Genomic DNA, 12,631 nt, shown 5'->3' on the forward strand with positions numbered 1-12,631 from the left:
AGGTCAGCGGTGGGCGCGCGGATCGGCTAGCAGGTATTGGGCCGCGGCATAGGTGCCCAGAATTACGCCCTCGGATACCCTGCGCGACTGGGGAGTTCGGGCGAAAATGCGGCGCAGCACAATCAGGCCATCAGAGACGGTGAAGAGCAATGCGCCGACCCCGAGTCGGCTGCGCGGATCCGAATTCGGGATGTTCAGGCCTGCAATGTTTTTCGCATCGGGGGCCAGTCCGGGATCGGAGGCGAGGGTGGCGGCGGTGCCCAGGGTTGCACCGTAGGCGGTCAGTGGTGCGGCGACGCCGGGGGCCTTGGCGCGCATGAGCGCGGCGGCACCGAGCCAGGCCGCCAGCCGCTGACCCGCGATCTCGGGGCGAGGGCGAGCGCCCCGTCGCCACCAGAGCCAGGAGTATCCGGTCTGCATGACGGCGAAAGACGAAGCGCCGGTGACCAATCGCTGGTCATTGTCCGGTTCGAGAAGCAGGATGTCGCCGACCGTCGCGGCGGCCAGGGAACCCAGCAGCACCGTGCGGTCCAGGGGATCCAGATCGCCGCCATTGGCGATCACGTCCCCCGCCAGCAGCGGCATCATCAAAGGCTTTGCGGCCCACTGCAATTTATCGCGGCCGGTGACAGCGCCGAAGACCGTCACCGCCGCCGCGCCGACGAATGCGGCGCGGAACGGGCGCGGCATCAGAAGCTGGGCTCGGCCGGGGCGGGAGGCAGTACGGCGACCTGACCGGCGTAGGACAGGCCCGCACCGAAGGCCAGCAGCAGGGCCAGTTGACCACCCTTGGCCTTGCCGGTGACCAGCATTTCCTCCATGGCCAGCGGAATCGAGGCGGCCGACGTATTGCCGGTGTTCTCGATGTCATTGGCCATCGGGATCTCGTCGGCGAGCCCGAGGTTCTTCTTCATGAGCTCATTGATCCGGGCATTGGCCTGGTGCGGGATGAAGACCTCGATGTCTTCCTTGGCCACACCGGAGAGTTCGATGGCGCTGGACAGGGCGCGCGGCAGGGTGACCGCGGCCCAGCGAAAGACCTTGGGGCCCTCCATGTGCAGGGACATGCGGCCGACGGGCTCGACCTCCGGGTCGGTGCCCTGCAGGCGCTGCGCCTTGTTCATGAATTCCAGGAAGTCGACGTCCTGGGAGATGGCTTCGGCGTTCTCGCCGTCGCTGCCCCAGACCGTCGGGGAGATGCCGTTCTCCTCGCTCGGGCCGACCACGACCGCGCCCGCACCGTCACCGAAGATCATGGCGGTGCCGCGGTCGGTCGGGTCGAGGCCGACGGTCATGGTTTCCGCGCCGATGACCAGGATGTATTCGGCCGAGCCGGAGCGGATCATGTCGGTGGCGACGCCGAGGCCGTAGCCGAAGCCGCCGCAGCCGGAGGTGAGGTCGAAGGCCGGAATGCCATTGATGCCCAGATCGGCGGCGACGGACGGCGCGCCGTGCGGGGTGAGCTTGAGCCAGCTGGAGGTGCACAGCAGCAGCGCGCCGATCTTGGATCGGTCGATGCCGGTGTTCTTCAGCGCCCGCTCGCCCGCCGCGACGGCCATGCTGCGCAGTGTCTCGTCGCCGCTGATCCAGCGGCGGTTGTTGATGCCGGTGCGGTCGAAGATCCACTCGGGGGTGGAGTCCAGGGTTTCGCACACATCGGCATTGCTGACCAGGCGCTGGGGCCGGTAAGCGCCGATGCCGAGCATCGCAACATTCTGATGACCCTTGTTGATTGCAATGCTCACCACGGGGAACTCACACGACCCTTCACAACACCATTGTCGGACGTAAGACCAGCAGCCAGGTTAGCTCAGCACCCCCAGTCGGCACAGAGCCAAGTCCTGGTTACCGAGCGTTCAACCCAGCGCCAAATCCTTGAGGCCGAGAATCGAGCGGTACTCGAGGCCCTCGGCCGCGATCACGCCGTCGGCTCCGGTCTCCCGATCCACCACCGTGGCCACGCCGACCACGATCGCGCCGGCCTCGCGCAGCGTACGCACCGCGGTGAGCGGTGAGTTGCCGGTGGTGGTGGTGTCCTCCACCACGAGCACCCGCTTGCCCACGATGTCCGGGCCCTCGATCTGCCGCTGCATACCGTGCGCTTTGGCCGCCTTGCGCACCACGAACGCGTCGATGGGCCGGCCCGGCGCGTGCATGACGGCCGCGGCCACCGGGTCCGCGCCCATGGTGAGCCCGCCGACGGCGTCGAAGTCCCAGTCCGCGACGAGCTCGCGTAGCAGCTTGCCGATCAGCGGCGCCGCCTCGTGGTGCAGGGTGGCGCGGCGCAGGTCCACGTAGTAGTCGGCTTCCTTGCCCGAGGACAGGGTGACCCGGCCGTGCACGACCGCGAGGCCGCGCACCAAGTCGGCGAGTCTGTCCCGGTCGGTAGCTGTTACCTGCATTGCTTTGTCTATGTCCTTCCGCGTGCGTTGAACAGGCGTCGATTCAGGCGAGCCGCCAGCGGTCGCGGGAGAGATCCGGCGACCGCGGCGATGGCTTTGTACTGCATTCCGGGCACGCTGATCACCCGGTTCTTCTCCAGATCACGCAGCGAGCCGGCCACCACCTCGTCCACGTCGAGCCACAATGGTCGCGGCAGCGAAGCCCCGATACCGGCTCGCTCATGGAATTCGGTGCGGACGAAACCCGGGCACAATGCCTGCACCCGGACCCCGGTCCCGGCGAGGCCACTCGCCAGCCCTTCCGAGAAGGATACGACGTACGCCTTGGAGGCCGAATAGGTCGAGCCCCGCCCGGGGATCAGGCCGGCCAGGCTGGCCACATTCACCACGGTGCCATTGGCCGCGTGCAGCATGGGCGGCAGGGCGGCGCGGGTGAGCTGCATGACGGCGGTGACGTTCACATCCAGTTGGGCTTGCAGGTGGGCCGGGTCATTGGCCCAGAACTCTCCCGAATTGCCGAATCCCGCATTGTTGACCAGGAATTCGACGCCGTCACCGAGTCGCGCCGCGACCCGGTCCCGGCCCGCGGGCGTTGCCAGATCGACCGGCAGCACCTCGGCCTCAGCCCCGAAATGCACCTGCACATCGTGGGCCAGTGCGGCGAGGCGCTGCTCGTCGCGGGCCGCCAGCACCAGGTCGTAGCCGAGCGCGGCGAGCCGGGTCGCATACGCCTTGCCGATGCCGGAGGTGGGCCCCGTGATCAAGGCCACCGGACGATGCGCGCCGGGCAGCCGCTTCGCGGCCACGGCTGGATCAGGAGCGCTCTCGGTCATCGACTGCCCATCACTCGCACGACATGGGACCGGTCGGCGATGACCGAGACTGCGCCACCATTCTGGTCCCTCGCGGGCTTTACCGAGGGAAATACACGCGCAAAATCCGCGCCCGGATCCCCCGGCGGGCGGCTCACCGCGGCGCGGGACCCTGGTACGGGCGGAAGCCCGGATGGAAGGGGCCGCCGGGCGGGGCGCTGCGGCCCTGATCCTTGCGCCAGCTCTCCTCGGGTTCGCCGTCCTGCCGGTCCGATTCGGGTTCGTCCTCGGGCCAGGTGCCGGATTCGCTATCGCGCCAGTCGTCTTCGGTACCGGCGTCGGCGCGTTCGCGGCGGGGTTCGTCGTCCTCGTCCGTCCAGTCGCCCTCCTCGGGGGCGGGCGGCCAGTTGCGGCGCGGGCGATTGCGCGGGTCGGGCACGACTTTCAGTGCGGGACGCCAGGATTCGGGTTCTTCACCGTCGTCGGGTTCGATATCGCCGGCGATATCGGAGACCAGCGGGGAGCCGTACTCGTCGGCCTCGTCCTCTTCGTGCGGAGGGCGGGTGCGAACGGTGGCGCGCTCGTCGTCATCGCCGTAGTCGCCGTATTCGTCGTGGCCGTCGTAGTCGTCGTCCTCGGGAACCGGGCGGGAACGGCCGGGCTCGGGCAGATCGTCGCGCGCGCGTTCGGAATTGATCACCGGCGGCAGCACGTGCAGCAGCCCGGACAGGCGCAGCACCGCGTCGATGGACATCTCCCAGTCCTTGGCGACCGCGCCGACCGGGAGCATGCCGAGGGTCCAGTTGCCCTCGCTCCACAGCTGCTGGACCTCGTCGGGGAGCGATTCGATGAACGCCACCATCCGCTGATCCACGGCATGCCGGGCGATATCGGGATTGGTGGCGAACACGACTCGGCCACCGATCGCGCCGAGCAGCTCCAGATCGTGGTCCTTGGGCGGGGCGGCCGTCTTCAAACGCAGGTCGATATCGATGTCCGAGCCGATCTGGCGACGCACCGCGACCAGGGTGGCGGCGTCCTCCAGATCGAAGAGCACGAACTTCTCGCCCTTGCGATTGCCGGACACCACATCCACCGCGGACAGGTAGCCGAGCTTGGCCAGTGCGCCGCGCCGCCAGGTGGAGGCGAGCGCCGGCTCCACCGACACGTAGGTGTAGCCCTGGGACTTGGCCCAGACCTGCCGGACGTGGCCGGTGCGCTGCCGTTGCAGCCTGTCGAAATAGAGCAGCACGATCGCACCCACGAGCGCGATCGCCGCCAACCCGAACCAAATAGCCGTCATCGCCGCCTACCCTATCCAGCCGGGCGTCCGATTGCCCGCTAGCCCTGCACCGTTGTGCCCACCCGTCGCCCGACCGCCACCCCTCATGGGATCGCTTCGCGCTGCTGTAATCATCGTGTCCCGCCGGGCAGCGATGTGCTTATGATGACCTTGGCCTGAATCGACCCGTCAGAGTTCTTGTCGCCCTGCACCATCACCATCTCACCCACTGCCAGATCCTTCACCGTCATGTTCCCCAGCGAGATCACCTGAGTCTTCGCATCGGTGTGCACGGTCACCGTAGTGCCGGACAGCGAGGTGAGCGTCAGCGTGGTGCCGTCATTGCTCGCGATGGTGCCCATATTCGCACCGAGAGAATCGATATCGCCGAGTCCCGGGATGGTCGGGATCCCGCTCGGCAGCGGCTGTGACGAGCTGTTCTTCGGCATGGTGGGGAACGCCGGCGCGGTCGTCTTCGCCGACGCGGCGGTATTCGACGAATCCTTGTTCGCCAGCAGCGTTCCCGCGATCACACCCACCAGCGCCACCAGGATGACCGCCGCGATCCCGAGCCCCACCCAAACCCCGGTCCTGCGAGGCGGTTTCGGCGGCTGCGGCTGCTGCGGGAATCCGGCGGGCTGATATCCCCCGGGCCCGCCAGGTCCGCCGCCGCCGGGTGCTCCCGGATATCCCGGTCCTCCGTGCCCGCCGCCCGAGGCGTATCCGGCCTCATAACTACTCGTCGGCGCGTACCCCGCCCCACCCGGATAGGCCGCGGTAGGCGTCTGCCCCACTTCGTAGGCGGCGGTCGGCGCATACTCCCCGCCCGCCTCGTAGGCCCCCCACCCGGCATCGTGCGGCGGCATCACGCGTGTGGCGTCCGGCCCCACCGGCTGCCCGAAATATTCGGTCGGATCGGACGCATTGCCCGCGCCCGCCCCGAACGCCTGCCCGAAATCCCCGCCGTACCCGGCCGCCTGGTCACCGGGCCCGACCTTCTCGGTCGGCCCGTCTCCCGGCTCCGGCTCCGGTCGCCGCGACCACGGATCGCTCGGATTCGTCATGGCCTCCAGGGTAGGCGGAGACGCACCCCGCAGCCGCGAACTCGACCGCGCGGTGTGCGATCGAACGCATCGTCCGAACAGAACGCGGCCCCGAAGGCAGTGCCTTCGGGGCCGCGAACCTCTCGTGCGGTCGGGTCAGCGACCGACGATCAGGGTGTCGCCGTCGGGGCTGACATTGACCTTGACCGTGTCGCCGTCCTGGACCTCGCCCGCCAGCAGTTCCTTGGCGAGGGTGTCGCCGATGGCCTGCTGGATCAGACGGCGCAGCGGGCGCGCGCCGTAGGCGGGGTCGTAGCCGCGGACCGCGAGCCAGAAGCGGGCGGAGTCGGAGACTTCCAGCTTCAGGCGGCGAGCGGCCAGGCGCTTCTGGAGTTGGTCGAGTTGGATATCGACGATCTCCTCGAGCTGTTCCTCGTCGAGGGCGTGGAACATGACCACGTCGTCGAGGCGGTTGAGGAACTCCGGTTTGAAGGCGCGGCGGACCGCGTTCATGACGAAGTCCTTATCGCCGCCCGCACCCAGATTGGAGGTCAGGATGAGGATGGCATTGCGGAAATCGACCGTGCGGCCCTGACTGTCGGTGAGGCGGCCCTCATCGAGCACCTGGAGCAGGATGTCGAAGACATCCGGGTGCGCCTTCTCGACCTCGTCGAACAGGACCACCGTGTACGGGCGGCGGCGGACCGCTTCGGTGAGCTGACCGCCCTGGTCGTAGCCGACATAGCCGGGGGGCGCGCCGACGAGGCGAGCCACCGAATGCTTCTCGCTGTACTCGCTCATATCGATGCGGATCATGGCCCGTTCGTCGTCGAACAGGAAGTCCGCCAACGCCTTTGCCAGCTCGGTCTTACCGACGCCGGTGGGTCCGACGAACATGAAGGATCCGGTCGGCCGATTCGGGTCGGCGACTCCGGCGCGCGCCCGGCGCACCGCGTCGGAGACCGCTTGCACGGGCTCCTTCTGGCCGATGACGCGCGAGCCCAGCTCCTCCTCCATGCGGAGCAGTTTCTGGGTTTCGCCCTCCAGCATCTTGCCGACGGGGATACCGGTCCAGGCCGACACCACTTCGGCGATATCGTCCGGCCCGACCTCTTCCTTGAGCATGACGTCACCGTCGGAAGCGGTCTTGGCCTTCGCCTCGGCGTCGAGAAGTTCCTTCTCCAGCTTGGGGATTCGCCCGTACCGGAGTTCGGCGGCCTTGCCGAGGTCGCCGTCGCGTTCGGCGCGATCGGATTCGCCCTTGAGCGCCTCCAGCTGTTCCTTGAGTTCGCTGACCGAGTCGATGGCCTGCTTCTCGTTCTGCCAGCGGGTCATCAACTGGTTGAGCTTCTCGCGGTCGTCGGCGAGTTCGGAGCGCAGCTTCTCCAGGCGCTGTTTGGAGGCCTCGTCGGTTTCCTTGGCGAGCGCGACCTCCTCGATCTCGAGTCGCCGCACCGCCCGTTCGACCGCGTCGATTTCGACTGGGCGGGAATCGATTTCCATGCGCAGCCGCGACGATGCCTCGTCGACCAGGTCGATGGCCTTGTCGGGCAGGAACCGTGAGGTGATGTAGCGATCGGACAGGGTCGCCGCGGCCACCAGCGCGGAGTCGGTGATCCGCACGTGGTGGTGGTTCTCGTAGCGCTCCTTGAGCCCGCGCAGGATGCCGACGGTGTCCTCCACCGACGGCTCGCCGACCAGCACCTGCTGGAATCGCCGCTCCAGGGCCGGGTCCTTCTCGATGTGCTGCCGGTATTCGTCCAGGGTGGTCGCGCCGACCAGGCGCAGTTCCCCGCGCGCCAGCATGGGCTTGATCATGTTCCCGGCGTCCATGGCGGATTCGCCGGTCGCGCCCGCGCCGACAATGGTGTGCAGCTCATCGATGAAGGTGATGATCTGTCCCGCACTGGATTTGATCTCCTCGAGCACGGCCTTCAACCGCTCCTCGAATTCACCGCGATACTTCGCACCGGCGACCATGGCGCCCAGGTCGAGCGAGACGAGCTTCTTGCCGCGCAGGGATTCCGGCACGTCACCGGCGATGATGCGCTGGGCCAGGCCCTCCACGATGGCGGTCTTGCCCACGCCGGGCTCGCCGATGAGCACCGGGTTGTTCTTGGTGCGGCGGCTCAAAACCTGTACGACACGCCGGATCTCGGTGTCGCGTCCGATGACGGGGTCGAGCTTGCCGTCGCGCGCGGCGGCGGTGAGGTCGGTGGAGTACTTGTCCAGCGCCTGGTACGAGCCCTCCGGATCGGCGGTGGTGACGCGGGTATTGCCGCGCACGGCGGTGAAGCCCTCGCGCAGCGTGTCGGCGGTGGCCCCGTACTTCAGCAGCAGCTGCTGCACGTCGGAGTCGCCGCTGGCCAGCCCGTACAGCAGGTGTTCGGTGGAGACGTATTCGTCCCCCATCTCGGTGGCGAGCCGCTGGGCCGCGGACATGGCGGCGAGGGCTTCGCGCCCGAGGTTGGGGGTGGTGGTCGCGCCGGTGGCGCGGGGCAGTCGGTCGACAATGTCCTGGGCCTCGCGCCGCACCGTGGCCGGATCGACCGCGACGGCCTTCAGGAGGGGGGCGGCGATGCCGTCGGTCTGATCCAGCAACGCCACCAGCAAGTGTGCCGGACGGATCTCCGGATTGCCGGCCGCCGAGGCCGACTGCAATGCGGCATTGAATGCCGCCTGGGTCTTGGTGGTGGGATTGAACGAGTCCACAGTCACCTTCCTACTAGTCGTTGTTCAGTCCAACGCGGCAAGAGTTGAGTCTGTTCCGCTCAAGTTCATCAATTTTCGGGCTCCCTTCGCAAGAGTACGATGAGGCCCGTTCGTTGACGCATCACAAGAGCTCGTCGGTCCCGGTAAACCGAACGAATGGAGCAGCCTGTGCGCGCGATCGTCGTCCGAGAATTCGGCGCTCGTCCCGAACTCACCGATATGCCGATCCCCGAGGCGGGCCCCGGCACGGTGCAGATCCAACTCGAGGCGGCGGGCGTCAACCCGTTCGATCAGCGCATTATCGAAGGCATCCTGAAAGACAAACTCCCGCACGACTTCCCGCTCATCGTGGGCGTGGACGGCGCGGGCACCATCTCCTCGGTCGGCCCCGGCGTCGACGATTTCGGGGTCGGCGACCGGGTGGTCGGCAAGTGGGTCATCCCGCCGATCGGGCACGGCACCTACGCCGAGTACATCGTGGTCCCGCGCGACAGCATCATCGCCAAGATCCCGGATGAGGTGACCGCCATTCAGGCCGCCGCCCTGCCCATCGCCGGGATAACCGCCCTTGACCTGGTGCACGCCGCCCAGGTCACCGCCGGGCAGACGGTCCTGGTGGTCGGCGCGTCCGGCGGCGTCGGCTCCTACCTGGTGCAATTGGCCGCGCTGGCGGGCGGGCACGTGATCGCCACCGCCCGCCCCGACGACACCGACCGCATGATCCGCCTGGGTGCGGCCGAAGTGGTCAATTACGGCCGGGTCCAGGTCACCGACTCCCCCACCCGCCCGCAATCCTCCGAGTTGTCGGTGGCCGATTCGGTCCGCATCACCGTCCCGGGCGGCGTCGACGTGCTGTTCGACTTGATCAGCCCGCCACCGGGTTTCGCGGACAATCTGAGCGTGGTCCGCGATGGCGGCGCCGCCTACACAACGGTCTGGTCCGCCGACGAAACCGCCCTGAAAGCGCGCGACATCCAGGGCGGCAATTTCGAATCGAAGGGCGGCGCAAAGGAACTGCGCGAGCTGCTCCGTCACGTCGGCAATGGCGACCTGGTCGTCCCGGTCGAGGCCACGCCGCCCCTGGAGGCCGCCCCCGACGTGCTCGGCGCGCCCGGCGCACGCGGCAAAACGGTGTTGTTCATTTGAACCAACCCAGCATTTGAGTTCTAGCCGGTGCGGTCGAAGGCGATCAGCAGTTCGATCGCGGTATTCCCGATGCTCCCCATCGGGTTATTGCTGACCGGCGGCTGAATCGCGAAGTCGCCGGGATCCACCGGAATGTAGGCCTTGAACGCGATCCGCCCGCCGACCTCCGTGGTCTCGAACTCGAAGCTCACCGACCGGGTGACGCCGTGAATGGTGAACTGCCCGTTGGCCGGAACGCTCACCACCGCACCCGCCTGCGGCACCGACGGGAAGACGATCGGTTCGGTCAGCACGAAGTTCGAGGTCGGGAACTTCCCGGTCTCCAGCATCTCGGAGTAGGCGGCGTCGTGCATGCAGCCGCAGGTGGCGGTCTGCATATTGACCGTGATGCGCGCGGAAGTGATTGTCAGCCCGTCGATCCGGATGGTTCCGGAGACGTCGCTGGTGCGGCCGACCACGCGGGTGGTCTGGCCGAGAAGGGTGTCGTCGGTGGACCAGCGGGCGTCGGTGCCATTGCCGACGGTCCAGGTTCCGGCGATCGGGCTGCCCGGCGCGTCCGTGGTCGTGGTGGTGGGTGCGGCCACGGTGGTGACGGGCGGCGGGGGTGCGGCCTGCTCGGGCGGCGTCTGCGAAACAGCGGGCGCGGAACCGGGCGCGGGTGCCGGTGCGACGACGGAAATCGTGGTCGGCTCGACGGTGCTGACTTCCGCGGGCATGGTCGTGGTGCGAGTCGGCCCGCTGCTCAGGCTCGCGAGATCGTTGAAGCTGAGTTCGTCGGGATTATTGGCGCTGACCATGTGCAGGTAGATGTAGGGCCCTCCGACCCCGACAGCCGCGATCAGTAGACCGACGACCAACCAAGTGATCGGATTGCGTAATGCGGACCGAATGCGGCCTCGCTGGGAGTTTCGAGCCATGGCAACCTCCGCCGGCGTCGAAGCAACCGCAGGATGCGCACTGCGGGGGCTTGCCTCACTAACCCCTCCCAGAATCCGGTGTCCCAGACAACATGTCGACGGCATGACCCGCCAATATGTCTACTGGGCGGGACAAAAGGTGCCCGTCGCCTGAACCCCGGGTTCCGCCACCGCCTCCCCGGGCGCCCCAAATCGTTCGCCCTTGGCTATATCCGTGCGACCACGGGTTTTTAAGGGATACTTGACGCAAAGGACAGCCTGAACCAGGTAGTCCAGCTCGGCTGCACAGGAAGGAAAGCTCGACGTCGTGGATGCGCGTTCGGCAGCGCTGGTCCGCGCAAACTTTCGGACTGTCGTCGAGGCCCCGCACGGGCCCGAACGACTGATCAGCGCGTTCTACGGTCATCTTTTCGCGGAGATTCCCGCCCTGCGGGAACTGTTCCCCTCTGCCATGGACATGCAGCCCAAGCGGCTCGTGACCGCCATCCAGTTCGTCCTCGACAATCTGGAGGACTGGGACCGCGCGCAGCGCTTCCTGGAACAGCTGGCGCGCGATCACCGCAAGTATGGCGTGGAGGCAGCGCATTACGAGATGGCCGGTCGGGCCCTGCTGGCTGCGTTCCGCAGCTGGAACGGGGTCTCGCACTGGAACCGTGCCCTGGAGGCCGGATGGGGTGACATCACCATCCTGATCTCGGCGTCCATGGCGATCGGCGCGAATTCCGATAAGTCGCAACCGTATTGGGAGGCGACGGTGGTCGGGCACCGGCGCGTGGTGGACGATCTGGCCATTGTGCGCCTGCAGAGTGACGCCCCGATCCCGTATCAGGCCGGGCAGTATGTGCCGATCGCGATTCCGCAGCGGCCGAAGATGTGGCGCTACTTCTCGCCCGCCATCCCGACCAACCCGTACGGCGAGATCGAATTCCATGTCCGCAAGGTCCGCACCGGCTGGGTGAGCCCCGCCATTGTGAACGAGACCCAGGTCGGCGATCGCTGGATGATCGCGGCACCCCTCGGCGGCCTGCATGTGGATCTGAGCAGCCGCAAGGATGTGCTCATGATCGGGTCGGGTACGGGCATCGCTCCCTTGCGGTCACAGTTGATCGAAATGGGCCGCCGCGGCATCAATCCGCGCGTGCACCTGTTCCTGGGCGGCCGTTACCCCTGCGATCTCTACGACGTGGAGAACATGTGGCAGCTCTCGCAGAGCAACCCGTGGTTGACCGTGGTTCCAGTGTGCGAGAACGAAACCAACCCGTGGTGGCATCCGTATCCGCCCGCCGAGACGCCGTACGGCATGCACCGGCGGCTGATCGGTAACCTGGGCGCGGTGGTGGCCAGTTTCGGGGCGTGGCAGGACCGGCAGATCCAGATTGCCGGGTCGGCGCGCATGATCGCCGATACGAAGCGGGCATTGCTCGCGGTCGGCACCCCGGAGTCGGCGATCGCCTGCGATCCCGTGTAGCGAGTGGTTTTCGACGTTCAGGAGTGTGTGGTGACTCTCGACCCGGATCAGACCGGCCCCATTGCGATCGGCGGCAAGGCGCGGGAATGGACGGCGACGGTGGTCGGCGCGCACCGTCTGCGCGAGGATCTCACCGTGATCCGGTTGATCGGCGAGTTCGTGCCGTTCGCGGCGGGCCAGTCGGTGGAGGTGCGCACCCCGCAGCATCCGAACATGGTGCGCCGCTTGTATCCCGCGCTGCCGCCGTCCATGGACGGCAAGCTGGAATTCCACGTGCGCACCGTGCCCGGCGGCTGGTGCAGCGGCTCCCTGGTCTCGGATACCCGCACCGGCGACGAGTGGCGGATCAGCAATCCGGCGGGGTGGCTGGCCGTGGATCCGGAGGCCCCCGAGGTGGTGATGGTCGCCGACGGTGTCGGCTTGGCCCCGCTGCGCGCGCTGCTCCTGGACATGTCGCGCCGCGAGGACCCGCCCCGCACCACCCTGTTCGTCGGCGGCCGCTACCCCCGCGACCTGTACGCGTCCGACATGCTGCACCTGCTGACCGGCGAACTCCCCTGGCTCACAGTGCTTCCCGTCGTTCTCGATGACGAGGACCCGGTCCGCGCCGACAACTGGTACGAGGCCTGCCGCGTGGACATCGGCTTCCGCCCGGAGGAAATGATCCCCGGCTCCCTCGACGAGGTGGTCGGCCGCTTCGCCCCGCTCGTCCACCACCAGGTGCTGGTCTGCGGTGGTGCGGCCGCGGTGCATGCCACCGTCGAGCGCCTGGTCGCCACCGGCACACCTCCGGAAAACATTCGCTACGAAGGCTTTTAGTCGCTCACACCCGATGAACCGCCGCCGCTT

The 12,631-nt window shown here is 67.6% G+C and carries 11 protein-coding genes; 3 read left to right on the forward strand and 8 right to left on the reverse strand.

All coding sequences use genetic code 11. From position 1 onward, the window contains the following. Positions 1-3: 3 nt before the first annotated feature. From AB0N05_RS18300 to clpB, 7 genes are all read right to left on the reverse strand, one after another. A complete protein-coding gene (locus AB0N05_RS18300; RefSeq protein WP_364695039.1) occupies positions 4-690 on the reverse strand; it encodes a lysoplasmalogenase in 687 nt (228 codons plus the stop codon). After that, complete coding sequence (locus tag AB0N05_RS18305) at positions 690-1,748, reverse strand: beta-ketoacyl-ACP synthase 3 (RefSeq protein WP_364695042.1); 1,059 nt, start codon at positions 1,746-1,748, stop codon at positions 690-692. The genes AB0N05_RS18300 and AB0N05_RS18305 overlap by 1 nt, the downstream gene beginning before the upstream one ends. 108 nt (positions 1,749-1,856) lie before the next feature. Beyond that, positions 1,857-2,402, reverse strand: coding sequence for an orotate phosphoribosyltransferase (gene pyrE, locus AB0N05_RS18310; RefSeq protein WP_364695045.1), 546 nt, complete (start codon positions 2,400-2,402; stop codon positions 1,857-1,859). A gap of 8 nt (positions 2,403-2,410) precedes the next feature. Then, entirely contained in the window at positions 2,411-3,235 is an 825-nt protein-coding gene (locus AB0N05_RS18315) for an SDR family oxidoreductase (protein WP_364695048.1), read from the reverse strand. A 133-nt stretch (positions 3,236-3,368) separates the two neighbouring features. Beyond that, on the reverse strand, positions 3,369-4,517 hold the full coding sequence (locus tag AB0N05_RS18320) for a hypothetical protein (RefSeq protein ID WP_364695051.1): 1,149 nt from the start codon (positions 4,515-4,517) through the stop codon (positions 3,369-3,371). A 110-nt stretch (positions 4,518-4,627) separates the two neighbouring features. Next, positions 4,628-5,560, reverse strand: a complete 933-nt coding sequence (locus tag AB0N05_RS18325) for a DUF5666 domain-containing protein (protein ID WP_364695054.1) — start codon at positions 5,558-5,560, stop codon at positions 4,628-4,630. 135 nt (positions 5,561-5,695) lie between these two features. Next, positions 5,696-8,251: an ATP-dependent chaperone ClpB gene (clpB, locus tag AB0N05_RS18330; RefSeq protein ID WP_364695057.1), complete on the reverse strand. Its 2,556-nt coding sequence runs from the start codon at positions 8,249-8,251 to the stop codon at positions 5,696-5,698. Between the two features lie 168 nt (positions 8,252-8,419). On the opposite strand from clpB, the gene AB0N05_RS18335 reads away from it, so the two are divergent. Continuing rightward, positions 8,420-9,397: an NADP-dependent oxidoreductase gene (locus AB0N05_RS18335; RefSeq protein WP_364695060.1), complete on the forward strand. Its 978-nt coding sequence runs from the start codon at positions 8,420-8,422 to the stop codon at positions 9,395-9,397. 20 nt (positions 9,398-9,417) lie between these two features. Here AB0N05_RS18335 and AB0N05_RS18340 read toward each other — a convergent pair whose 3' ends face one another. Then, positions 9,418-10,314, reverse strand: a complete 897-nt coding sequence (locus AB0N05_RS18340; protein WP_364695063.1) for a YceI family protein — start codon at positions 10,312-10,314, stop codon at positions 9,418-9,420. 307 nt (positions 10,315-10,621) lie between these two features. On the opposite strand from AB0N05_RS18340, the gene AB0N05_RS18345 reads away from it, so the two are divergent. Beyond that, positions 10,622-11,782 (forward strand): FAD-binding oxidoreductase, encoded by a 1,161-nt coding sequence (locus tag AB0N05_RS18345; protein ID WP_364695066.1) that lies wholly within the window; start codon positions 10,622-10,624, stop codon positions 11,780-11,782. 30 nt (positions 11,783-11,812) lie between these two features. Next, positions 11,813-12,601, forward strand: a complete 789-nt coding sequence (locus AB0N05_RS18350) for an FAD-binding oxidoreductase (protein WP_364695069.1) — start codon at positions 11,813-11,815, stop codon at positions 12,599-12,601. Positions 12,602-12,631: the final 30 nt, after the last annotated feature.

Source organism: Nocardia sp. NPDC051030 (assembly GCF_040683015.1).
Lineage (GTDB): Bacteria > Actinomycetota > Actinomycetes > Mycobacteriales > Mycobacteriaceae > Nocardia.